At 35.5% G+C, this 24,229-nt stretch carries 17 protein-coding genes and 1 tRNA gene; 2 read left to right on the forward strand and 16 right to left on the reverse strand.

The window, feature by feature from the left end:
• Positions 1 to 133 precede the first annotated feature (133 nt).
• The 10 genes from E0F89_RS09460 to E0F89_RS09505 form a co-directional block, all read right to left on the reverse strand.
• The gene (locus E0F89_RS09460; protein ID WP_131909554.1) at positions 134 to 3,274 is read right to left on the reverse strand and encodes a DUF3427 domain-containing protein; all 3,141 of its coding nucleotides are present in this window, start codon (positions 3,272 to 3,274) and stop codon (positions 134 to 136) included.
• Complete coding sequence (locus E0F89_RS09465) at positions 3,271 to 3,666, reverse strand: (deoxy)nucleoside triphosphate pyrophosphohydrolase (protein ID WP_243699504.1); 396 nt, start codon at positions 3,664 to 3,666, stop codon at positions 3,271 to 3,273. The genes E0F89_RS09460 and E0F89_RS09465 overlap by 4 nt, the downstream gene beginning before the upstream one ends.
• A gap of 314 nt (positions 3,667 to 3,980) precedes the next feature.
• Positions 3,981 to 6,083, reverse strand: coding sequence for a prolyl oligopeptidase family serine peptidase (locus tag E0F89_RS09470; protein WP_243699506.1), 2,103 nt, complete (start codon positions 6,081 to 6,083; stop codon positions 3,981 to 3,983).
• Between the two features lie 434 nt (positions 6,084 to 6,517).
• Positions 6,518 to 7,423, reverse strand: a complete 906-nt coding sequence (locus E0F89_RS09475) for a PDDEXK nuclease domain-containing protein (protein WP_317126095.1) — start codon at positions 7,421 to 7,423, stop codon at positions 6,518 to 6,520.
• A 261-nt stretch (positions 7,424 to 7,684) separates the two neighbouring features.
• The gene (locus E0F89_RS09480) at positions 7,685 to 8,242 is read right to left on the reverse strand and encodes a type 1 periplasmic binding fold superfamily protein (protein ID WP_131909556.1); all 558 of its coding nucleotides are present in this window, start codon (positions 8,240 to 8,242) and stop codon (positions 7,685 to 7,687) included.
• A 21-nt stretch (positions 8,243 to 8,263) separates the two neighbouring features.
• Positions 8,264 to 10,648 (reverse strand): TonB-dependent receptor, encoded by a 2,385-nt coding sequence (locus E0F89_RS09485; RefSeq protein ID WP_131909557.1) that lies wholly within the window; start codon positions 10,646 to 10,648, stop codon positions 8,264 to 8,266.
• 74 nt (positions 10,649 to 10,722) lie between these two features.
• Positions 10,723 to 11,067 carry a hypothetical protein gene (locus tag E0F89_RS09490; RefSeq protein ID WP_131909558.1) on the reverse strand — a complete coding sequence of 115 codons (345 nt, stop codon included), beginning with the start codon at positions 11,065 to 11,067 and terminating at the stop codon, positions 10,723 to 10,725.
• Between the two features lie 149 nt (positions 11,068 to 11,216).
• Complete coding sequence (locus tag E0F89_RS09495) at positions 11,217 to 12,206, reverse strand: aspartate-semialdehyde dehydrogenase (protein WP_131909559.1); 990 nt, start codon at positions 12,204 to 12,206, stop codon at positions 11,217 to 11,219.
• Between the two features lie 383 nt (positions 12,207 to 12,589).
• Positions 12,590 to 13,003 (reverse strand): large conductance mechanosensitive channel protein MscL, encoded by a 414-nt coding sequence (gene mscL / locus E0F89_RS09500; RefSeq protein ID WP_131909560.1) that lies wholly within the window; start codon positions 13,001 to 13,003, stop codon positions 12,590 to 12,592.
• An 86-nt stretch (positions 13,004 to 13,089) separates the two neighbouring features.
• Positions 13,090 to 15,534, reverse strand: a complete 2,445-nt coding sequence (locus E0F89_RS09505) for a bifunctional UDP-N-acetylmuramoyl-tripeptide:D-alanyl-D-alanine ligase/alanine racemase (RefSeq protein WP_131909561.1) — start codon at positions 15,532 to 15,534, stop codon at positions 13,090 to 13,092.
• A 221-nt stretch (positions 15,535 to 15,755) separates the two neighbouring features.
• Between E0F89_RS09505 and E0F89_RS09510 the strand changes: the two genes are divergently transcribed.
• Positions 15,756 to 16,361, forward strand: coding sequence for a hypothetical protein (locus E0F89_RS09510; RefSeq protein WP_131909562.1), 606 nt, complete (start codon positions 15,756 to 15,758; stop codon positions 16,359 to 16,361).
• On the opposite strand, the gene E0F89_RS09515 is transcribed toward E0F89_RS09510, so the two are convergent.
• From E0F89_RS09515 to E0F89_RS09535, 5 genes are all read right to left on the reverse strand, one after another.
• A complete protein-coding gene (locus E0F89_RS09515) occupies positions 16,356 to 17,057 on the reverse strand; it encodes a porin family protein (protein ID WP_131909563.1) in 702 nt (233 codons plus the stop codon). The two genes, E0F89_RS09510 and E0F89_RS09515, sit on opposite strands and share 6 nt — an antisense overlap.
• A 193-nt stretch (positions 17,058 to 17,250) precedes the next feature.
• Positions 17,251 to 17,335, reverse strand: a tRNA-Ser gene (locus E0F89_RS09520).
• A gap of 59 nt (positions 17,336 to 17,394) precedes the next feature.
• Entirely contained in the window at positions 17,395 to 18,423 is a 1,029-nt protein-coding gene (locus E0F89_RS09525) for an asparaginase (RefSeq protein ID WP_131909564.1), read from the reverse strand.
• Positions 18,413 to 19,549, reverse strand: a complete 1,137-nt coding sequence (locus tag E0F89_RS09530) for a 1-acyl-sn-glycerol-3-phosphate acyltransferase (protein ID WP_131909565.1) — start codon at positions 19,547 to 19,549, stop codon at positions 18,413 to 18,415. The genes E0F89_RS09525 and E0F89_RS09530 overlap by 11 nt, the downstream gene beginning before the upstream one ends.
• A 66-nt stretch (positions 19,550 to 19,615) precedes the next feature.
• On the reverse strand, positions 19,616 to 20,383 hold the full coding sequence (locus tag E0F89_RS09535; protein WP_131909566.1) for a TatD family hydrolase: 768 nt from the start codon (positions 20,381 to 20,383) through the stop codon (positions 19,616 to 19,618).
• Positions 20,384 to 20,479: 96 nt separating this feature from the next.
• Here E0F89_RS09535 and E0F89_RS09540 point away from each other — a divergent pair, with 96 nt between their 5' ends.
• Positions 20,480 to 20,920, forward strand: coding sequence for a retropepsin-like aspartic protease (locus tag E0F89_RS09540; RefSeq protein ID WP_131909567.1), 441 nt, complete (start codon positions 20,480 to 20,482; stop codon positions 20,918 to 20,920).
• A 65-nt stretch (positions 20,921 to 20,985) separates the two neighbouring features.
• On the opposite strand, the gene E0F89_RS09545 is transcribed toward E0F89_RS09540, so the two are convergent.
• Positions 20,986 to 23,871: a T9SS type A sorting domain-containing protein gene (locus E0F89_RS09545; RefSeq protein ID WP_131909568.1), complete on the reverse strand. Its 2,886-nt coding sequence runs from the start codon at positions 23,869 to 23,871 to the stop codon at positions 20,986 to 20,988.
• Positions 23,872 to 24,229 lie beyond the last annotated feature (358 nt).

A 24,229-nucleotide genomic window follows, 5' to 3' on the forward strand; every position in this document is an offset into this window, starting at 1 on the left:
GAGTTCTCATATTATGTGATTCCTCCTGCGTCGGAATGACAAATCGCACCTATTACGTCTCTTTTATCCAGTAAGTTTGTTATCTCGACGAAACAGAGATTAGACAAGTAACTACGCAAGATAAGTAGATTAATTATCCAATTGACATTTTAGCAGATTCTTTCCAAAGATAATTCGGCATCGGCTCACTAAGTTCCCATTTGATATTCATTGGTTTTTCTCCTTCATTTTCTTTAAAATTTCCTTCTCCTATAAAAACATATCCCATAGTATTTCCCTTTTCATCATTTGATTTTTCTCTAATGAAAAGTAAAATCTTTTTATCATTTTCTTGATGTTTTATATATGATAAACCTCTACCAATATCTGGTCTTGAGGAATTTTGACTTTGCCAATGAAACATAGTTTCACTAATTGCATAATCATCATACATTGTAGTTGGAGAAAAATTTTCCTCTGATTTAATTAAATTAATGAAAAGTAATTCTGTATTTAAACCAACATTCTCTGCTACACCTTCTCGACTTGGTGATTTTCTATCAAAAGTACTTAGACCAAAAGCGGCTAAAATTTGATCTCTTGTGTAACGAGCATGTAATTTCAAAGGCTGGTTGTATGGCAATTGGATATCAATTTCTTTGAAATCAACTTTGTCAATTAATAATTCTAATACTTCAATAATCTCTTTTACTAAAACTTTATTATTGTTAATTGCTTTAATACTTTTTTCTAAAGAATCAAAACCCCCAGCACTTTGCCAAACATCATAATGTAGCATTAACAACATAGCTTTTCCATTCTCATTGAAATCATTAAAATTAATTTCAAATCCTTGCTTCGCTATTCTAAGAATAAAGTTAAAATAACTTGTTGAGTTTGTAGAAAGCCATTTATTGCTTATTGCAGAATAAATTTGTTTTTCATTAATGTTCTCAAAATCTTCAATTACTCCGGCTCTTTGACATAATCTCGACCAATTATCTTTTTTGTAAATCGTTTCAATTGAAATATGATTTAATTCAATAAAATTATTTAATGTTAGAGGCAGACTAGTTTGATGTTGAAAATTTCTAATTTTAGTTATCAGTTGATTTACATTCAATGATGTTGCTTTTCGAATGTTTTCAAGAATAGTTACTTTCGTCTTTTTCTCTAAAACTATAGAGCATCCCAATGGTAAATGTGGAAAATCATCTTCAATTTCTTTTTGAACCGAAGTTGTTGTTTTTCCAATTAACGCTCTAAACTTACTTTCAAAATCATATTCAGGTCTTGAATTCCCGACAAAATCTAGAACTGTCAAACAATCTTTTCCTTCTGACAAACGTAATCCACGTCCTAATTGTTGAAGAAAAACCGTCAAACTTTCTGTTGGCCTTAAAAACAAAACTGTATCAATTTCGGGTATATCTACACCTTCATTAAAAATATCAACAACAAATAAATAATTGAATTCTTTTTTCTTGAATTGTTCTCTAATTCTATCTCGCTCACTAGAATTTTTAGCCGTTAAACATTCTGCTTTTAATCCTGATAAATTAAATTTTTCAGCCATAAAAGAGGCATGTTCAATTGTCACACAAAATCCAATTGCTCGAACATCATTTATATCATTTGTATACTTATCAAGATTGCTAATTATCTCTCCAACTCGAATATTATTTTTTGTATATAAGCTCGTTAATTCACTTGCTACATACTTCCCTTTTTCCCATTTTACATTAGTTAAATCTATACTATCAGTAATACCGAAATATTGAAATGGACTTAATAATTTTTTATTTAATGCTTCTGGAAGTCTAATTTCAGCAGCTATACGATTACAGAAATCTTCTAATATGTTTTCATTATCCATTCTTTCAGGAGTTGCTGTCAATCCTAAAAGCACTTGTGGTTTGAAATAATTTATTATTGGTCTATAAGTCGATGCCGAAATATGATGCACTTCATCAACAATTATAAAGTCATAATATTCAGGGGTTAGAGTAATATCTTTTAATCTATTATTTAAAGTTTGAACCGAGGCAAAAACATATTCATTAGAATTTGGTTCCATTCCATCAACCCATAAATCTCCAAAATTATTATCTTTTAAAACTCCTCGAAATGTTGCTTGTGCTTGTTGCAAAATTTCTTTTCTATGAGCCACAAAAAGTAACTTTGATGATTTATTATTACTTCTAAAATTTTTATAATCAAATGCAGAAATAACTGTTTTTCCAGTTCCTGTAGCGGCTACTATAAGATTTCTATATCTATTATGAACCGTTCTTTCAACTTCTAATTTTTCAAGTATTTCATTTTGATAATGAAACGGTTTTATATCAAAATAAGATGTTGTAAAAGTGTATTCTTTTGAAAACTTGCCCTGTTTTAAAGCTTCGACTAATTTTACAGAATGAATATTTTTATTATATAATTCAAATTCAGTATTTTGCCAGTATGCCTCAAATGTTTTCTTGAATTTATCAATTATATGCCCCACTTCTTTAGTCGTCACTTTTAAATTCCACTCTAAACCATCCGTTAAAGCAGAACGGGAAAAATTAGAAGAACCGATATATGCCGTATGAAAACCTGTGTTTCTTTGAAACAAATAGGCTTTTGCATGCAATCTTTCATTACCTGTATTGTAGGAAACTTTTACTTCCGTATTTTCTAAAGAAGCTAAAAACTCCACTGCTTTAGCATCTGTAGCTCCAATATAAGTAGTTGTAATTACTCTTAATTTTCCTCCACGACTCGTAAACTCTCTAAGTTCACGTTCTAGAATCCTAATTCCTTTCCATTTGATAAAAGAAACTAATAAGTCAATTCTATCTGAAGATAAAATCTCTTTTCTCAATTCACTTTCAAGAGTTGTCCCTGAATTTCCACCTGTAAAAAGTTCACTGTGAATCAATCTTGTGTAAGGAGTAATTTCTTTTAAATGCAAATCCAAATCAGTGAAATGAGCATCCACTTTTGTAAAAACAGCTTTTAGAATTTTACCTTCTGTTTCTATTAGATCATCCTCAAACTCTTCTTTTTTTAATTCTTCTTTCAGAAATAAAATAATCTTATTAGCGATCTCTATTTGTGTCTCTACAACATCATCACCCTTAATTAAAGTGAAAGCATGTTTAATTGTTTTACCGATATGTTGCGATAATAATTGAGCAGCTTCGGCTTTATCAATTGAAGTTTTCTTAACCTGAAAAGTATCTTTATCTAATTCGTTTATTTTAAAGTTGATTAGTTTAGTAACTAATTCCTCATACAGTCCTTGGTTCATAATTCGAGTTTTAAAAATTCTTCAACGATTGGCAAATCTGCTTCTGCCCAATCAAGACTTAATAGTTCTACTTTTTCTAATAACTTGTAATCTTTATGCTCTGCCAATCTAATTTCACCATGAATATATTTTGCTATAAAAGGAATTAAATTAATTTTAAAAACTCCGTAATCATAAATGCTACTAGAAAGCTTTTTTATAACTTCAATATCTATGTTTATCTCCTCTTTAATTTCTCTTTTAACACAATCTATTTCAGTCTCGTTTTCTTCTAACTTTCCTCCTGGAAATTCCCATTTCAAAGGCAATTTCATTTTATCACTTCGTTGAGCAACTAAAATTTTATTCTCAATTAAGATAATGGCACAAGTGACGTTTACAATGTTTGACATTTTATGAATAATTATAAAAAAGTAAAGTTTAATTGTACGAAAGATAGTCTGTTTTATATCAATATTAAAAAACTAACTGACAAAAAAAACGCTACTCTTTCGAATAGCGTTTTTTGAATTTCTTATCAATTTATGATGTGATTGCCACGTTCCTCGCAATTACAATCGTCTGAGGAATCGAATGCCCTAGCCCTGATGGGAACGGCATCCTTTTCCTTCCGCCACTTTCGGCGGAGGAAAAGATACAGTGTACAGCAGGAAATAGCTCCTCCCTTCGACTGCGCTCAGGGTAAAATCCTTACCTACAATTGTTGTTACTCCAACTCTGGCAATAATACCACTCCCATGTTGTATAACGTAAAGGCCTGAATATCGACATTTTCCTGAATGGTTGCTGCTACGGATTTTCCGGCGCCGTGTCCTGCATTGATGTCAATACGGATTAGGGTTGGGTTGGTTCCGGTTTGTTTTTCCTGTAATTCGGCAGCAAATTTGAAACTGTGCGCCGGTACAACTCTGTCATCGTGATCGCCCGTTGTGACCATGGTTGCCGGGTATTGAATCCCTTTTTTTATGTTGTGTACGGGAGAATATCCCTTGATGTAGTTGTACATTTCCTTGCTGTCCTGCGCCGTTCCGTAATCATACGCCCAACCTGCTCCTGCGGTAAAGGTATGGTAGCGCAACATGTCCATCACGCCCACTGCCGGTAAAGCAACTCGCATCAAATCCGGACGTTGCGTCATGGTAGCTCCCACAAGCAATCCTCCGTTTGATCCACCGCGAATGGCTAGGTATTGTGAAGAGGTGTATTTCTCAGCAATCAGGTATTCTGCCGCTGCGATGAAATCATCAAATACATTTTGTTTTTGCATTTTGGTTCCGGCATCATGCCATTTTTTTCCGTATTCGCCACCGCCACGTAAATTGGGTACGGCATAAACGCCTCCGTTTTCCATCCAAACGGCATTGGCAATGCTGAAACTTGGTGTCAAGCTCACGTTAAATCCTCCGTAACCATACAACATGGTTTGATTTGTCCCGTCAAGTTTCAATCCTTTTTTGTGGGTGATAATCATCGGGATTTTGGTTCCGTCTTTGGAGGTATAAAACACTTGCTTGGACTCGTATTTCTCGCTGTCAAAGTCTACTTTCGGTTTTTCATATACCGCAGATGTTCCTGTTGCTGGTTCGAATGAAAATATAGAACCCGGCGTGATGTAATTTGTGAAGGAATAATACAAGGTTTTCTCTTTTTTCTTTCCGCCAAAACCACCTGCAGTTCCTACGCCCGGCAATTGGATTTCACGTAACAATTTCCCGGAATAATCATATTGTTTTACTACCGAAACGGCATCTTTCATATAGTTAGCAAAGAAATACCCTCCACCTGTTGATGGAGACAACACATTCTCCGTTTCTGCAATAAAATCTTTCCAGTTTTCCGGTTTCGGGTTTTTCACGTCTACGGTAACGATGCGTTTGTTGGGCGCATTTAAATCGGTTTCTATGAATAATTTCCCGCCTTCGTTTTCGATGATGTTGTTGTCACTTTTGAAATTATCCACAATAGTCACAATAGGACTGTTGGGTTTTGTCAAATCTTTGATGTACAACTCGTTTCCATAGGTAGAATTAGACGCTGTGATAACCAAATAACGGTCATCTTCAGTCACGCCACCGCCTACATAACGGCGTTTTTGATCTGCACCAAAAATTACTTTATCGTCTTTTTGTGCGGTTCCTAACTTGTGGAAATACAGTTTATGTTGGTCGGTTTTCGCCGACAATTCACTTCCTTTTGGTTTGTCATAACTGGAATAGTAGAATCCTTCGTTTGCTTTCCAAGAAACACCACTGAATTTCACATCGACAATCGTGTCTTCGATTATTTTTTGCGAAATAGCATCCATGATGATGACTTTTCTCCAGTCGCTTCCGCCTTCTGAAATGGCATAGGCTACTTTAGACCCATCTTTGGAGAAATCCAATCCGCCAAGCGAAGTGGTTCCGTCTTTAGAAAAGGTGTTGGGGTCCAAGAATACGGTTTCGGTTCCTTTGGCATCTTTTCTGTACAACACCGATTGGTTTTGCAAACCATTATTTTTATAGTAATACGTAAAATCTCCTTCTTTGAAAGGGGCTCCTATTTTCTCGTAATTCCATAGTTTTTCCATTCTTGCTTTCAAGACATTGCGAAACGGAATTTGGGCTAAATATCCGTAAGTCACTTCGTTTTGTGCTTTTACCCAAGCACCCGTTTCCGCAGATTTGTCGTCTTCTAGCCAGCGGTACGGATCCGGAAGCTTGGTATCGAAATAGACATCAACAGTTTCCCCTTTAGAGGTTACGGGATAGGTTATGGGTTTTGGATTTGGGTTTTGGCCAAAAGTCGCCATTGCAGAAGATACAGCCATTATTAAAAAAGTTTTTTTCATATGTTGATATTTAGTGTTTTTCATCGGTCATATGTAATTCACATATCATCATTGGTGCTTGCGACCCAATTAACGTTATGCTCATTTCATTAGATTCTGTTTTAGGTTGTTACAAAAATAGGGAAATAGTTAGTGTTGTTAAGGTGAGAAAGTCTTAAATAAAACTAAAAAAAACGTTTGCTTTTCGAATAGGATTTGGGTTGAATGAAATAGCAACTATTTTTTTCGCCACGAATTATTCGAGTTATAGTTTAAGTTAAAAGTTTAATGAATTTTAAAGCCAGTACAATTGTGTCCGCACTGCGGACGTAATTCAAATACGGCCACAGATGACACGGATTGAACGGATTCACACTGATTTCATAGCTGATAGTTCTATATTTTCTGGTCAACATTTATGTCTGAACAGTACCTTATTCATTGTCCTTTCCTTGCTCAAAATTCTGCAGTTCAATATTCACAGCTTCCAACAACTGTTGCTCCGTGGGCAGGTATAATTTATATTGACTGGCTACAATATTTTTCTCGTTTTCCGGCAGCGTAAATTTCACTACTCCGTCATTTTTATTAGCACAAAGCAAAATATCAATAGTTGGATTTTCACGAGGCAGTTTTTCTACTCGATCATAATAATTCACATACATCTGTAATTGACCGATATCCTGATGCGTAAGTTTATCTGTTTTGATTTCGATAATGACGAAGCATTGCAATATTCGATTATAAAAAACTAAGTCAGTAAAGAATTCATCGCCATCAATATGTATTCTTTTTTGTCTGGCTACAAATGAAAAACCATTTCCCAGTTCCAATAAAAAATCCTGCAAATGAGTAATTATGGCACTTTCTAAATCCCTTTCATAGTATGCTGCTTCCCTTTTTAACCCAAGAAACTCCAGATACATCGGGTCTTTTATAATCTCTTTAGCATCCGAAGGCAATTTTTCGTTTTTGGCTACAGCAAGTACGCTTTCTTTATCATTGCTGATTAAAAGTCGTTCCCAAAGACTGCTATAAATTTGACGTTCTAATTGCCTGGTATTCCAATTATTTTTTACCGTTTCGGCTATGTAGAAGTCCATTTTATCTTGACTATCAAGACGAATAATTAGTTTGTAATGCGTCCAACTCAATTGCGAACGCAGTGCGTTCGCAATTGGAAAAGAGCGATAAAACTGTCTAAATAATTCTATTTGCCGTTTTGAAAAACCACTTCCAAACTCGGGTTCTAACTGTTGTGAAATGTATTTTGTTAAATACTCTCCATAATCCGCACGGTCCTTTCCATCTTGTTCTTCCTCGAAAATACGTTGCCCAATATATCAATACATTAAGGTTCTTTCATTGTCTACCGCTCTAATTGCTTTGTCTTTCGAAGCTGTTATAATGGCTTTAATATCAGGAATTACAGATTGGTTTTGTAGCATCATAATTTTGGGTTATAAAAATTCATTCGATTCTATACACAATAATACGAAAAAAGCACTGAAATAGTAATCAATGGTTTTTGTGCTTAAACCAAAAAAACGCTACTCTTTCGAATAGCGTTTTCTAAAATGGTTGACATCAGAATGAAGTGCTTATTTTACTTTAACTGGATATGTAATTTGTGCATCTGTTGCTCCACCGGCATTTGTAATATCCCCAGCTGCAACACCCGCTGCACTTTTAGCTGGTTCGTGTCTCAACACAACCACTATGTTTCCAGTTGCTGCTGCTGTACCTGTTTTCAAAGTAAAAGCCAATCCAATAGGCTTCCCGTTAACATCGGCATCGGCATAAGTAAAAGCTCCTATTGTTGCTGGTGCCTGAAAAAACAACTGGTGCTCATCGCCTTCTTCTTTTATTTCCAATGTAATATCATCAACTGGCGTCACGGTCTCGTTTAGGAAACGCACTGCTCCTGTGTAAGTTGTGTTTACCAATAAATCTCCAGAAACAGTTACCACTGGCGCATTTGGTCCGTCTCCATCAAGATCTCTCGACGTCATAGTAATCGTCTGGCTTCCAGCGGTCAGAGTTGTAGTCACCGTTGTGATTACTTCTTCCTCATTTACTGCAATTGGATCGTCATTGTTACAAGATGAAAAGCTTACTAAAGTGATTAATGCGATTGCTAAAATTTTTGAATTTTTCATTTTATTGTTTTTGTTTACTTTTTAATAATTGAATTTTAATTGAATTTGAAAGTTTCTACCCATTTCATCGGCAAAAAAACGTTGCCTGTTCAGATAGTCCCTGTAAGTAGTGTTTAAAATATTTTGAACAGAAAATGCGATCGTTGCATTGGTTTTACCGAAAGTCTTGAATTTCATTTCCGAATAAAAATGCAACAATTGATAGGCCGGTGGCGGTGTACTGATATCTACCAGAACGGGTACTAACTCGTTATTCACGATAATGTTTGTAATGAAATTATTGTCAGGAAACTGATTTTGACGCAGTACCACTTCGCTCTTCAATTCGAGTTTCAAATCATTCCATTCGTTCTTTGAAAACTGTATTTTATTACTGAAATTCAATGGCGGAATATCTATTAACGATTCCTTGTTAGTGAGGTCTTTCCCGTTGACATAGCCTAAAGCGAAATCATGTTGCCATTGTTTGCTTATTTTCCAATGGGTTTGCACATCAACTCCCGTCAATCTTGCATTAGTTTGTTGGTATTCCCAAACGGGGAAAGCACCACGAGTAGTTGTTTCAAAATCAATAGGACGCAAGAACATAAAATTGCGGACGCTATTGATAAATGGATTCACCTCAACAGAGAAAGCGGTCCATTTTTTCTGCAATGTTGTCGATAGTTTGATTGCTTGTTCTTTGTCTAAAGCTAAATCGCCTAACTCGATAATCCCGGTGGAATGATGCAAACCGTCACTAAAAAACTCGGATGGATTTGGGTTTCTTGTCGCAAGGCTAATATTAGAATACCAATTCAAGTCTGCATCAAATTCCTTGTGAAACCCTGCACTGGCTGAAATATTATGAAACGTAAAACTAGGCTTTACTAACCATTTAAGACCATTTTCACCCACTATAAAATCAGCGAATTCAGTTGCATAGCCTCTTTCGTCCCATCTGGATTTATAATAAAACTTAGCCGCATCCACTTGAGAAAAATCATAACGCATTCCTGCATCCACAGAAAAGCTATCCGATACATCATAACTGGCTATTCCATAAGTTCCAAATTCGATTCGTTCAAAATTAGGAATAAGCGGATCTATTCCCGTGGCTGGATTAGCAAAATTATTCTGGAAGGAGGTGTTGAATCCCGTTTTTAAAGTCCAGTCATGAAGTGCTTTCTTGTAATCTACATTGATGGCATTAGTCGTTAATTCCAAGTCTAAAGCCGCTACGTTACTAAAACCTCCTCTTCGTACATCAAACTCTAATCTTTCATTGAACTGAAAAGAATACTGCACAGCCAGGGAAGCCGTTTCATCGAAATAATAGTTGTAGTTCAACTTAGCCAGATGATGTTGCACCTTCTGCTTTGGATTTTTTATCGTGTACGTGAAATCATTTACAACCGAGGGAATTTTATTGGTAATGGAATTGTACAAATCGTTTACATTCCCGGTATGAGAAGCACTCAAAATACCAATCGTAGTATTGTAAAAACTGTAATAACCGGAAATATCATATTTTTTTCCAGTGAATTTTACATCTCCGGAAAAATTAGCTTCCCGATTTCCTGAATTGGACAATACATAATCCGGTGCTTCTTTGTCGCCTGAATACTTGAACGTTCCCAAAGCATTCCAACTCCATCCTTTGTCGTTTCCTTTGTGCAAACTTGTACTAACGGAACCCCCTCTGCCATTGGACGCCAAATTCAGAATGGTTTTACCAAACAGCGTGTCTCTTTTTACTGAAACCGGTTCTATAACCACTAAACCTCCTACCGCATCACCACCATACTGCAACCCGGAAGCGCCTTTAATCACCGTTATTTTCCCCGCAGCGTTTACATCAAAATTGGGTGCATGTTCCGTTCCCCATTCTTGATCTTCTAATCGCACATTGTTATTGATAACTGGAACCCGACTTCCAAACAAACCATTAATAACCGGCTTCACCACAGAACTTCCCGTTTTCAAGCTGGAAACTCCCGCTACCTCTTTAAGGATATCTCCAAGTGTCTGGTTGCTGAATTTTTCGATAGTTTCCGTTTTGATCTTTTGTTCCAATAGGGATTTGTTCAGCGTATTGGCTTTTTGCCTTATGATTACTTCACGAAGTTGGTCCGTATTTTCTTTTAAAGTAAAGTTCAAAACTTGGTCGCCCGATAAATTTACCAGCGTATCAACAGATTTATAACCAACATACGAAACGAATACTTTGATATTTCCTGCAGGCAGTTTTTTTATGCTGTAGTTACCGGAAACATCCGAAGAAACGGTTTTTGTTCCAATGTGAATGTGACTCCCGGAAAGAGGCATTCCTCCTTGGGTAGTGATTTTCCCACTAACGGTGTTTTGCGCAAAACTAAGGCTGCAAAACAAACAGAAGCAGAAAACAATATAGATTTTTGTTTGCATTTTCCTTGTTCAAAATATATAAACATGTGAATCATTTCCAAAATTGAAAATAATGTATTAATGTGAAATATAATTTAAACTAATGGAGGAGCTCGAAGCGCAAAAAGGCTTCCTTTAAAGAATTGTGTGATTTCTTTGGACTTAAAATCAGCGTTATTTAAGTATAATTCTGCTGAATTTATTTTAAAATGAAGAAAAACAGGAAATATAAAACCGCTTAATTTATAATCGCACACATCACAAAAATCTAAATTATGATGTTCGTGTGTTATTTCAGCAGTGGCACTTTTCTTATGAACACATTGTATGTTGGAAAGTTGCTGTGCTATATGTTCGTATTTATGAACGGATTGGAACAGCATCGAAAGCAATACTGTCATCGTTAATAAGAAACTAAATATAGAAAAATTCTTTTTCATCTTTGGCAAATATAACAATACTGAAATATAAATCCATTTGTTTTAACAAAATATACATTTCGTCAAAACAAATGGATTTCAAAAATTAAACCAAAAATCAAATTTTCATTCTTCTGGAGAGGGAAAGCAAGCTTTTTTTACATAAAAACTTAAACCAATTTCGCCGCAATCAAATATTCAGCAATTTGGATTGTATTTGTTGCTGCTCCTTTTCTCAAGTTGTCCGCAACAATCCACATATTCAAAGTGTTTTCCTGGCTTTCGTCACGACGAATTCTACCTACAAAAACGTCATCTTTTCCTTGTGCATACATTGGCATTGGATACGTATAAGTATCGTTATTATCCTGAACTACTACGCCATCGGTATGATGCAAAATGTTTCTTACTTCGTTTACGTCAAAATCATTCGAGAACTCCACGTTTACCGCTTCACTGTGTCCGCCAACAATTGGCACACGAACCGCAGTTGCTGTAACGGCAATTGTATTATCGCTTAAGATTTTTTTAGTTTCACGAACCAGTTTCATCTCTTCCTTAGTGTATCCATTTTCTTCAAAAGAATCACATTGTGGAATCGCATTTCTGTGAATTGGGTATTTGTAAGCCATTTCGCCTTGAACACCTGCGTATTCATTTTCCAACTGTTGCACTGCTTTTACACCCGTTCCAGTAATGGATTGGTAGGTAGAAACAATTACACGTTTGATGTTATATTTTCTGTGTAAAGGAGCCAATACCAAGACCATTTGTATTGTGGAACAGTTAGGATTCGCAATGATTTTATCTGCTGCAGTCAGTTCAGTCGCATTGATTTCCGGAACGATCAATTTTTTGGTTGGATCCATTCTCCACGCCGATGAATTATCGATAACGGTTGTTCCTGCTGCTGCAAATTTTGGAGCCCACTCCAGTGAAGTATCGCCACCTGCAGAGAACAAAGCAATATCTGCTTTCATATCCACTGCGGTTTGGATGCCTACTACTTTATATTTTTTACCATTGTATTCAATTTCTTTACCCACTGATCGCTCAGAAGCAACCGGGATTAATTCTGTCACAGGGAAATTTCTTTCTGCCAAAACTTTCAACATTACTTCGCCAACCATTCCGGTAGCGCCTACAACTGCTATTCTCATCTTATATTTTTATTACTGAATATTAAATTTGAAGTACAAAAGTAACTAATATTAAAACCAAAACAAGTGGCTTCACAAAAAATAACAAAATGTTACATTTATAACATTTGACTAAAAATATGAAAATCCAAAGTAAAATTGTTTCAAGTAATTGTTTCTTTTTGAATGGCAAAGCTTATAAAATTATGTTCTATATAATATTTGAACCATTAAGAATTTAAGAAAATTAAGTTTCAAAGTGCTTCTTAATGTAACCTAATTTCTCAATGGTAAAAAAAATGCTAGTGTCTAGATAAACTTTTAAAGAAAAACCGCCTCGATTACGAAGCGGTTTAGTCCTGAAATGTATTCAGGATAAATTAGAATATATAATGTAGCAAAAATTACTTTTTCAATAAATCTCGAATCTGAGTCAATAATTCTTCTTGAGTTGGTCCAACCGGCGCAACTACAACAATTTCTTTTTTCTTGGCTTTTTCAGCGGCTCTTAAAATCACAAAAACAAAAAACGCAATAATAACGAAGTTTATAATAGCTTGTAGTAAATTCCCATAGGTAATTACAGCAGCGCCAGCCTTTTTGGCTGCGGCCAAATCAGGATAACTGTTCCCATCCAAAGTGATGAATTTTTGGGTAAAATCGATACCCCCAGTTATCAAGCCAACTATCGGCATAATGATATCATCCACAGCAGATCCAACAATTTTGCCAAATGCACCAGCAATAACTACTGCAGTAGCTAACGACAATACGTCGCCCTTCATTAAAGAAGCTTTAAAATCACTTAAAAACCCCATAATATATTTATTTAAGTTAAACTTGTTTAAGTTGCGAACATAATTAAAATTTTAACAAATCCATGAATAAATTATCGCTTTTTTAACTATTCTCTATAAAAAACACGTTTAACCCGTTGAGATACACTTGTAAGAATTTCATAAGGGATTGTATTTAGTTTTTCGGCGATAAAATATACCGTTGGATTTTCTCCAAAAATAAGTATTGAATCACCCTCTTTACATTCGATTCCCGTGACATCCACCATCAGCATATCCATGCAAATACTTCCAATTATATAGGCCTTGGAGTTTTTTATCATCACAAATCCTAAACCATTTCCCCAACCTCTGGAAATTCCATCAGCATATCCTATAGGAATAGTAGCAATTTTGGTTGGCTTTTCGGCTATAAACCGGCGTCCGTAGCCCACACTTTCTCCTGCCGCGATCATTCTTATTTGCGAAATAACCGATTTCAGCGTACCCACATTTTTGAGTTGTTTTTGTTCTTCGACATCATTTGAAACGCCGTATAATCCAATCCCCAAACGAACCATATCATACTGTGAATCTGGAAAATTACTGATTCCCGATGTATTTAAAATGTGTCGCAACGGTTTTATTTGTAATTCAAACATTAATTTAGACGATAATTTTTCGAATAATGCTATTTGTGAATGGGCAAAACCCATGTGTTCGAGATCATCACTGGTGGCCATGTGTGACAAAATACTCGTTATTTTTACATTTGTATTTCCTTTCAACGCAGCTATCAGTTCTTCAATCGTGTTTTCCTCAAAACCAAGTCGATGCATACCCGTATCAAATTTAATATGAATCGGAAAGTGTTCTAAATTTTTCTGCTTCGCTATTTTCAAAAAAGCATAAAGTCCTTTCAAGCAGTAAATTTCCGGTTCTAATTGATGTTGGATAATAGCTGAAAAACTCGTGTTTTCCGGATTAAGAACCATTATTGGCACCTGAATCCCTCCATTTTTCAATGAAATACCTTCATCTGCAAAAGCCACTCCTAAATAATCAATCTTATGATATTCTAGTAATTTCGCTATCTCGAGTCCACCATTTCCATAACCAAATGCTTTAACCATCACCATAATTTTTACGTTTGGTTTACACTTTGCCTTAAAAAAATTTAAGTTGTAGCTGATTGCATTTAGATTTATTTCCAGCACTGTTTCATGTGTTTTCTCTTCTAATAAATAAACAATTTCTTCAAACTGGAACGATCGGGCTCCTTTTATCAAAATGGTTTCATTTCCAAAGTCAAGATTTTCAAAATCAGCGACAAATGCTGCCGTGTTTTTGAAAACGATACAATTATCAAATTTATTTTTGAATGCCGAAATAGTCTCTCCAATCCCGATAACGCGGTCAATTTTATTCGAAACAATCAACTGGGAGACTTTAGTATATAATTCTTCATTAGGCAAACCGCTTTGAAAAATATCCGAAAGAATGACCGTTTTCTTCTTGTACTGTTTTTGACTTTCGAGAAAATCCAACGCTATTTTCAATGATTGAAAATCAGAACTATAACTGTCATCTATGATACTACAGTTGTTGATTCCGTTTTTGACTTTTAAACGCATTTCCACCGGATACAACAATTCCATTCGATTTTGAATGGTTTTTTCATCATATTTAAAATACAACAAAACCATCAAACACGAAATTGCATTTTCAATAGAAGCCGCATCTTGAAAAGGAATTTTTATTTCAAAATTTTCCTGTCCGAATTGAATATTCAAAACGGTCTTATCCTCTATATTTTTTTTAGAAACAAAAACCGATGCACTTTTATCATTAAAACTCCACGAAAAAGCTTTGGTTCCCGAATTGATACGAGCATCAATACTTTTATTTTTATGATAAATTAAAACCTTAGCGCGCTCAAAAAGTTTAAATTTTTCTGTTATTTTTTCTTCCACACTTGCAAACCCTTCATCATGTGCGGTTCCAATATTAGTAAGGATTCCAATGGTTGGCTTGATAATCTCCTCTAATTTATCCATTTCAGAACTGGTGGAAATACCCGCTTCGAAAATTCCTAAATTGTGTTTTTCATTAATCGCAATCACGGAAAGCGGAACACCAATTTGTGAATTATAACTCTTTGGACTGCGAATAACGTTATAATCAGGACTCAATAAAAAATTGAGCCATTCCTTGACAATCGTTTTACCGTTACTTCCAGTCAATCCAATAATAGGAAAATCAAAAAGACTGCGGAAATTGGCAGCGAATTGTTGTAGAGCGACAAGTGTATTTTCAACAACATAAAAATTAGCTTTATCCTTACAACCATCAGGTATATGGGTCACAACAAAATTTTGAACACCACTCGCTATTAAATCATTGATATAAATGTGAGCATCGATATGAGCGCCTACCAATGCAAAAAACACCGTGTGAGGGCCATTCTGCAACGAACGACTGTCTATAGAAACACTGTCTAAGGTTACATTTTCTCGGTTACCAATACATTTTGCAGATATTTCTTGAAGACTATCTAGAATTTTTTGACTCATGGAATTAGAAGAGATGAAAGTGAATTTCTTTTTTCGAAAATATATCTATTGCAGTTTTTATTGCTCTAAAACTTCTCCAAAAATACCACTTCTTTTCAAAACGAGAACCTGGTTATTCTATAATTATGAGTAATATCGTTTATAAAACATATAGAAACAAAAGCATTATGATGCGCTTTTTTTGACAGATTGCTTATATTTGTTTTTAAAAAAAGTAACTCTTGAAAAAAATTCTCCCTTTTTTCTCTTACATTTTCCATCCGATATTCATACCGGCGGTTGCCACGTTGTTCTATCTTTTTTACGAGGTACCGGAATTGGTAAATCAAGAAAAGTTATTTGTTTTTTTTCAGGTTGTTATAGTAACACTTGTTATTCCTATCCTGGCTTTCCTGCTTTTGCGCGCAACAGGAAATGTAGATTCAGTAATGCTATCCAAAGCATCACAGCGCAAAATTCCATTATTACTGCATTGTTTTTTGCTCATACTTTTAGTGCGGACAAGTATCACAATAGACCGATATCCAGAATTACATTTTTTCTTGCTCGGGGGACTTTTAAGTAGCCTGACAGCACTACTGTTATTGTTCGGGAATATAAAAGCTAGCCTTCACATGATAGGCATGAGCTCCTTGACCGTATTTGTTATTGGGTTAAGTATGCATCTGCAAATTCAGAGTGTTTTTACTATTGGAGCGCTGATTCTGCTAAATGGCTTTGTGGCTTCATCCCGGTTAGAAATGAAAGCACACACCAATCAAGAACTGATTTTAGGTTTTATGCTGGGAGCAATACCTCAGTTGCTTTTGCTGGTATTATGGTTATAAAATGTAGAATATAATTCCAAAATTCAAAGATCGCATATCAATGGATTCATCGTTTATCTCCGCTGACTCAAACAACGTATTCAACCCATAATACGCATATAAATTAATCGTATTATAGCCCGACGAAATATAAGCGCCATACTGAAATTTATTAAAATCTTTATTTCCGGTAACTGCCACTTTACCCGTACTTCCATCAAAAATAGATTTATCATACAGCAAATAACTAAACTTTATTCCTGTGTAAATTCTCCAGAATTTATGGCTTTCATAAGTAGATGATCTCCATCTAAATTCAACAGGCACATCAACAGAAAGTAAGGAGAATTTATTTTTATTATACGCCGTATCGGAATCGATAAAGGAATAAACCGACCCTGCATCAGTTGGAGAAATAATCAGATTCTGATTGTAATTATTATAAGTAACACCAAATCCCGCAGCTATAGCAATCGTTCTGTTTTTATTAATGGGCATATCTCTCAAAAAACCCGCTGAAAAACCGGAAGAAAATTTGTTTTGCGACAAGCCTGTTGGCTTATCGACCAGCGTGTTATACGTTATCGCAAAATAAAACTGATCCTCTCGATATAAGGAATCAACTTTTGCAATTGGAGTATCTTCAGTGGTGGTATTTTCTTGCGCAAAAACATTAAAAAAGGAAAGAAAAAGAAAACCGCTTAGAACTATTCGCATATTGTTTTAGTTTTTAAAAGTGTTTATTGATTATTATAAACTGACATTCTGGATATTGTTTCTAAGTATCGTTTTACAAATATACCATTTAGATCGATTTTTCGCCGTAACAAAAGACAATTAATTCTTTTTGAAGCGCGGTTAGTCGAATAAAAAAATCCTGCTAGAATTGTTTAGCAGGATTATCATTGTGCAGAGAGAATGGGATTCGAACCCACGTTATGTTGCCATAAACACGCTTTCCAAGCGTGCGCCTTCAGCCACTCGGCCACCTCTCTATTTTATAAGATTGCAAAGAACACGAAAATAAATGAGTTAGAAAAATAAAATCTGATTATTATGCCATTTCTCCCCGTAAAGATGTTTCGAAGGCATTTTTGAATTCGCTCCCAGATGTTTCTTGACCTAATAAATGCATTAATTTCGTGATTGCAGCTTCGGTGGTGATATCTTTTCCGGAAATAACTCCAATTTCTTTTAAAGCAGTACTCGTTTCATATTGCCCCATATTTACACTACCGGCTGAACATTGCGTCACATTAATGATATGTAATCCTTTATTGATGGCTTCTTTCAAAAGATTAATAAACCAATCTTCTGTAGGTGCGTTTCCGGCACCATAAGTTTCTAAAATAATTCCTTTTAAATTCGGAATTGAAAGAATGGCTGCCAAAACGACTTCATTAATTCCCGGAAACATTTTTATAATTGCAACATTGTTATCTAGATTTTTGTGAACTTTAAACTGCAAATTGCTGGATAAGGCCCAAAATAATTCAGAATTCAGTTTTAGATGTACTCCGGATTCTACTAAATCAGGATAATTCGGCGAGGTAAAGGCGTTGAAATGTTCCGCATTAATTTTTGTGGTTCTATTTCCTCTGTACAGTTTATATTCAAAATAAAGACATACTTCACTAATGACCGGTTTCCCCTTCTCGCGTAAGGAAGCAATTTGAATTGCAGTAATTAAGTTTTCCTTCGCATCTGTACGTAAATCGCCAATAGGCAATTGGGATCCGGTAAAAATAACGGGTTTTGCTAAATTTTCAAGCATAAAACTCAGCGCCGAAGCCGAGTAGGACATCGTATCGGAACCATGAAGCACTACAAATCCGTCAAATATCGCATAATTATCTTCAATGATTGTCGCAATTTTCGCCCATTTTTCAGGATTCATATTGGAAGAATCAATGGGCTTTTCGAAAGAAATAGTTTCTATATCGCAGTCCAATTGCTTCAGTTCCGGTATTCTTTGCAGCAATTTACTAAAGTTGAAAGCTCTAAGAGCACCGGTCTCAAAATCTTTTTTCATACCAATAGTCCCACCGGTATAAATCAAAAGTATTTTGGATTTAGACAACATTGTGGTATTTCAATTTATTCACAACAGGATTAGCATACATGGCCAGAAAACCGTCTAAGGCAACCGGATTGTCATGATCAATTCGCATTTCTAATCTGCGCTCAAAAAGTAACTTTTCATTTTCAGTATATAAATGCGAATAGGCATTTGATTTATGTACAATATCGTAAGCGATAAAGTTCGTAGACCATAATTTATAATTGCTCAATATTGCATCATCAATGACTTGAGCCAAAGCTTGTATTTGCTTATTTGTATTGTCATTTTCAGCGACAATCGTATCAATTTCAGTATCTAAAACTTTACCTATATGAATATGGATTCTTTTCTTTTGGCCCATGGCGCCACTAAGGATCGTCATGAAATCCTCATTTTTTTCCTTGATATAAACTTCATTATTGGCCTCAGCCATCAATTGGGGCATTTTCAAAGCGTCAGTTGGATCGTATTCATAGGAAATTGATACTGGCACTATTTTGATTTTTTTAAAATAATCCATCAAATTTTTCTCATCCGAACCCATTCCAAGCATTTTCAAAACTCCCGGATTTGTGGCGTCATTTCCGTCTTTTGTTCTTCCTTCTCGCTGTGCAATCCAAACCGAACGATTTTCATGAAGCAATAGATTGCCGATATATTCCGATAACAATTTTGAGCTTTGCAGCATTTCTCTTGGAGTCAGACCACGAAGCACCAGGAAATTACGATTCAGTTTGGCTAACGTACTTAAAAAAGCTTTTTTGACCAAATTATCTCCAATCGCCGAAGCGGTCATTACTAAACCATGTTCAAATAACGCAGTATTTAATAAGGTTGTATCTAAAAGAATATCCCGATGATTTGATATAAACAAATAGGACGTGTTTTTTTCTAAATTTTCAAAACCGGAAGTTGTCATGCCTTCCGAGCTTTTTTCTAATACTTTTTTGACCGAATGGTAGATAAAATTACATTGAAAATCACGAATAGAATGCGTTTTCTTGAGTTGTTCTTTCCACACTTCGTCCTCCACTTTAGGGAAAGTAAAATTCATTAATGCTTTCATCATCGGATGATGAATCACATTTTGAAGAGCCTCGTTTACTTCGGAATCGTAAAATGGCCGAATAGCGTCAAATTTTTGCATTGTGGTTCTCAATTTTTGTGTGGGCAAATGAACAAAAAAAATATTAAATTAATGTGAATTCTCTCTTTAAATCCCAAAAATAGCTTTCGAATTCTCCGTTGTAATTGCCGCAATATCATTTGCCGGAAGGCCATAAATTTGCGCTAACTTATCCACGACATTAACGATATAACTACTTTCGTTTCGTTTTCCACGAAAAGGAATCGGCGCCAGATAAGGGGAATCGGTTTCTAAAACGATATTTTGTAAATCAATTAAATGCAAAAACTGATCAATTTTTCCATTTTTAAATGTTACTACGCCACCAATTCCAAGTTTCATATTATAGGAAATCGCCTTTATAGCTTGTTCATGTGTTCCCGTAAAACAGTGAAAAATCCCGAACAGATCCGCTGATTTTTCTTCTTCCAAAATTTCGAATATTTCATCAAAAGCTTCCCGGCAATGAATCACAATGGGTAATTTATAGGTTTTCGCCCATCGGATTTGAGTTCTGAAAGCAAGTTGTTGTTCTTGCAAATGGGTTTTATCCCAATATAAATCGATACCAATCTCCCCAATGGCGTAGAATTTTCTTTTCTTCAATTCATTTTCCACATGCTGCAATTCTTCCAGATAATTCTCCTTAACATAGGTGGGATGTAAACCCATCATCAAGAAAACATGCTCCGGATAATTTTTCTCTAATTCATACATTGCTTTCGTACAAGTGGAATCAATCGCGGGAATAAAAAAACGTGAAACTCCAACATTGATAGCACGTTGTATCATTTCGTTGCGGTCCTGATCGAATTCTTCGCTGTAAAGATGCGTATGCGTATCTGTAATTATCATATTTTAAGTTTCAAAGCTGTAAAGTTACTATTTAGAATTATTAGATTTTTAAGATTCTTGGATTTTTAGAGTACTTTTGGGATTCATTTTTGATTTATGAAAAACCTGCACGATATCCTAAAAAAAGAAAATTACAAAAAAGTAAAATTCAAAATTACCAAAACACAGCATCTTTTGATAAAGGCTAAAATAAATGGTGTTGTGGGAAACTTCATCCTAGATACTGGTGCTTCAAACAGTTGTATCGGATTTGAAAGTGTTGATTTGTTTCTACTGGAAGCTAAAAAATCAAAGACTAAAGCTTCCGGTGCAGGAGCAACGGGAATGTTTACACAATTAGCTACAAGAAATCAACTGCAATTAGGATCGTGGAAAGACATTTCTTTTAATATTGTAATTTTCGATTTGTCTCATGTCAATGAAGCTTTAAAACAACATAAAGCAAAACCTGTGCACGGCATCATTGGTGCCGATGTTTTGATGAAAGGTAGAGCGATTGTAGACTATTATAATCATTATCTCTATTTACTCAAATAGACTCAATATAAAAAAAAGCATCGGGATCTCCGATGCTTTCTCTTACTACTCAAATATAAAAAACTTTACTCTTTAATAATTTTAGCGACAGACGCTTTTCCATCTATACTTGTTTTGATGATATATACTCCTTTTTGTAGCTCATTCGTCTGTATGATCGTTGAATTACTTTGCGGACTTTTTACCATAACTTCCTGACCTAAAATATTATATATTACTACTTTTTCGATCATACTGTTTGCTTCAATTGTTAAATAATTGGTAACCGGATTTGGGTACATGACAACATTTGAAGTCTCAAAATCACCAACGTTTAAATTACCTGCTACCCTGCTAAAATAAACATTGTCAATGTAAACGGTTCCTGCCGGCGCTCCGGATAATACTAATTGGGCAATATGTCCTTTAGTTGTTAAACCTGTAAACTCAGACAAAGGTATATGGTAACTGTTCCATCCTGATAATGTTGGTGTACGCGTCACTTCAAACTCCACATCATCACCTCCTTGATAAACACCGTTTGCACCAAAATCAACTAACTTAACTCTGAAAGCTGTTAAATCCGGCGTCCATACATCAATATGAAAATATAGCATTGGCGTCGCGTTTATTGTACCAGTAACATCCACTCCAAAATAATTCAAATTGGTATATTTTTTTGTGTCATTTCCGGCAATTTGCATGTCTGTTAAAGTACTGCCTGACGACCAATCTGTTCTCCAAGTGGTAACAGGAACATTAGTGTACGCATTACTGAACATCGAAATGACATCAGCTGCAGCAGTTGTAGGCGTTGGCGCTGCAACAGTTGGTCCCGTTGGAGTAACCACAGTTGATTTATAAAAATAAAAATTATCCAGATAAACCGTTGTACCGGCGGGAACCGAAGACAAACTCATTTGAAAAACAGTGCTGAAATTTATTCCTGGAAAATTCGCTGCGTTTAAAGTCATATCAAAACTATTCCATCCCGGGACGATTGTTAATGTAACACCGGCTTCTACAGGACCTTGATTTATAAGATTAATTTTAACAGAAGTTGCAGTTGACGACCATAAATCTACGTGCATCGTTGTCATATCAGAAAGATCAAAAACCTCTGCACCAGGCAAAGTAATACCCTGATAATTGAAATTACTTAATTTTCTTGTATTGTTGTTTGCAATAAGTTCGTCAGTAACATCTGTTGACTGACCCCAACATTTACACCAATCTCCGGCTTTGTAAACAGCGTAAGCATCGCTGAAGACAGATTTTACATCTGTTGCTACTCTAACGGGAGGAGTTGGTGCAGCTACGGTTGGTGCAGCTGCAGGAACTGGAGCGTTTATTTTTGCAGAAAATTTGATATTATCAATATAACATACGTGGTCAGCTGCTCTTGTTGTACCTTCAGCAATAAAATCCGGGAATATAATTATTTGGTCAATTCCTGTTGAAACTCCCTCCCCAATTTTTCCGGCAAAGTTGAATGTCAATTCTTCCCATTCGTTAATTTTAGTATTAGTAACAGTGATTTCGCCTGTTGATCCTCCATCAGGACGTGCAAACTTAATTCCAACTTTACTGATTACATCCTTATATACCATCATTTTTACAGTACTGTTGGTCTCATTCAATGTAAAAGTCCCAATACCATTCGTCCCAGAAGCATGAGCGGTTTCAAAACCAGTGTACCATGCGCCTGTAGTTAAAGCCGTAAATTTAACAGCTGTATTTGATGTATTAATTCCTGCTTTATTAGGATTTGGAGCAAGCAGTGATGCCGTTGAAGCTCCTGAAGGATTGTCAAAAGAGGTCAATGTCCAAGTAGATCCATACTCGCCAGTTTCAAAAGTAACGGGAGCATAAGGAGCGGCAGCTGGCGGAGCTACGATTGCGACCTTGTTAAAATAAACATTATCTATATATATTGTCCCTGCCGTTCCCGAAAAAACGAATTGTGCAATGTTCGCTTTCGTAGTCAAACCTGTAAATTCTGACAGCGGAATTTCTAAGCTGTTCCAACCGCTTAAAGTTAAGGTACGAGTGATTTCAAATTCTTTATCATCTCCGCCTTGATACGCACCATCAGCTCCAAAATCAACTATTTTAATTTTAAATGTTGTCACATCAGGTGTCCACACATCAATATGAAAATTAAGCATTGTCGAAGCATTAATTTTAGTCGCTTCGGTAATAACTCCAAAATAACTTAAGTCCGTATATTTTTTTGTGTCATTCCCCGCAATCTGAATATCAGACAAAACGTTCCCTGATTGTCCCCAATCTGCTCTCCAACTATCCACTGGTACATTTGTGTAGGCATTGCTAAATAACGAAATAACATCTGCTGAGGCTTTCGTTGGAGTTGGCGCGGCAACGGTTGGGGCAGTCGCTGTTGGTTTTGCCGAAAAGCTAACGTTATCGAAATAACTGGTTGTTTCAACCGTTCTGGCATTAAAATCTAAAAAGAATATAATTTGATCAATATTAATTGTTTCATATAATCCTATTTTCCCTGAAAAGTCAAAAGTCAATTCTTCCCATTCGTTGATTTTGGTGTTAGGCACTTTAATTTCAGGCTGAGCGCCACCATCAGCTATTGCAAATTTGATTGCCACATCGCTTATGACGGTCTTGTACACCATTATTTTGACGATGCAATTAGAAGAACTCAAAGTAAAAGTTCCAATGCCGTTTGCGCCTGAAGCATGAGCCGTTTCAAATCCGGCATAAGGAGCAGCTCCTGATGCGGTTGTTCCAGCAACAAACTTTCCTACTGTGGCTGAACTGTTAATCCCACCCGGAAACGGATTGGAGACTTTGGAATAACCTGCTCCGGTTCCATTTTCAAAAGAGGCAAATGGCCAAGTCGATCCGAATCCTCCGATCTCAAAGGTTATTGGTGCATTTTGTGCGAATCCAATTGAAAACACCAACAGGAAAGTGATTAAAGTAAAGTTCTTCATAATTTTGAGTTATTTAGTTGTTCTCAAATTTATGAATGTATTACGTTGCGGCTTAGAATCACAAGTATCTAAAAACTATACAGGATTAGAAAGAAATTGTTTAATTGCAAACATTCTTAAATGCTACTATTGCTGGTACTTAACCAACTTGACGAAGCAATTTAACAAGAGCTTTAACACTAATTAATTCATACATGTTGAGGTAATGTAATGGTAAATTATCATTTAAATTCTTATAATCATAAACTACACGCAAATTATTTACCAATAAAAAACCATAATCATAAAAAAAAGGAATAATAAATACATATTCCTAAGTTTAAATTTAGTTAAAAAAAATCCCGCCTTGTTATCAAAC

The organism is Flavobacterium caseinilyticum (genome assembly GCF_004349085.1).
GTDB lineage: Bacteria > Bacteroidota > Bacteroidia > Flavobacteriales > Flavobacteriaceae > Flavobacterium > Flavobacterium caseinilyticum.

Bases quoted from the DNA above. Each gene is read 5' to 3' on its own strand.
- E0F89_RS09460 (WP_131909554.1), bottom strand. From the start codon at position 3,274: ATGAACCAAGGACTGTATGAGGAATTAGTTACTAAACTAATCAACTTT.
- E0F89_RS09465 (WP_243699504.1), bottom strand. From the start codon at position 3,666: ATGTCAAACATTGTAAACGTCACTTGTGCCATTATCTTAATTGAGAAT.
- E0F89_RS09470 (WP_243699506.1), bottom strand. From the start codon at position 6,083: ATGGCTGTATCTTCTGCAATGGCGACTTTTGGCCAAAACCCAAATCCA.
- E0F89_RS09480 (WP_131909556.1), bottom strand. From the start codon at position 8,242: ATGAAAAATTCAAAAATTTTAGCAATCGCATTAATCACTTTAGTAAGC.
- E0F89_RS09485 (WP_131909557.1), bottom strand. From the start codon at position 10,648: ATGCAAACAAAAATCTATATTGTTTTCTGCTTCTGTTTGTTTTGCAGC.
- E0F89_RS09490 (WP_131909558.1), bottom strand. From the start codon at position 11,067: ATGAAAAAGAATTTTTCTATATTTAGTTTCTTATTAACGATGACAGTA.
- E0F89_RS09495 (WP_131909559.1), bottom strand. From the start codon at position 12,206: ATGAGAATAGCAGTTGTAGGCGCTACCGGAATGGTTGGCGAAGTAATG.
- mscL (WP_131909560.1), bottom strand. From the start codon at position 13,003: ATGGGGTTTTTAAGTGATTTTAAAGCTTCTTTAATGAAGGGCGACGTA.
- E0F89_RS09505 (WP_131909561.1), bottom strand. From the start codon at position 15,534: ATGAGTCAAAAAATTCTAGATAGTCTTCAAGAAATATCTGCAAAATGT.
- E0F89_RS09515 (WP_131909563.1), bottom strand. From the start codon at position 17,057: ATGCGAATAGTTCTAAGCGGTTTTCTTTTTCTTTCCTTTTTTAATGTT.
- E0F89_RS09525 (WP_131909564.1), bottom strand. From the start codon at position 18,423: ATGTTGTCTAAATCCAAAATACTTTTGATTTATACCGGTGGGACTATT.
- E0F89_RS09530 (WP_131909565.1), bottom strand. From the start codon at position 19,549: ATGCAAAAATTTGACGCTATTCGGCCATTTTACGATTCCGAAGTAAAC.
- E0F89_RS09535 (WP_131909566.1), bottom strand. From the start codon at position 20,383: ATGATAATTACAGATACGCATACGCATCTTTACAGCGAAGAATTCGAT.
- E0F89_RS09540 (WP_131909567.1), top strand. From the start codon at position 20,480: ATGAAAAACCTGCACGATATCCTAAAAAAAGAAAATTACAAAAAAGTA.
- E0F89_RS09545 (WP_131909568.1), bottom strand. From the start codon at position 23,871: ATGAAGAACTTTACTTTAATCACTTTCCTGTTGGTGTTTTCAATTGGA.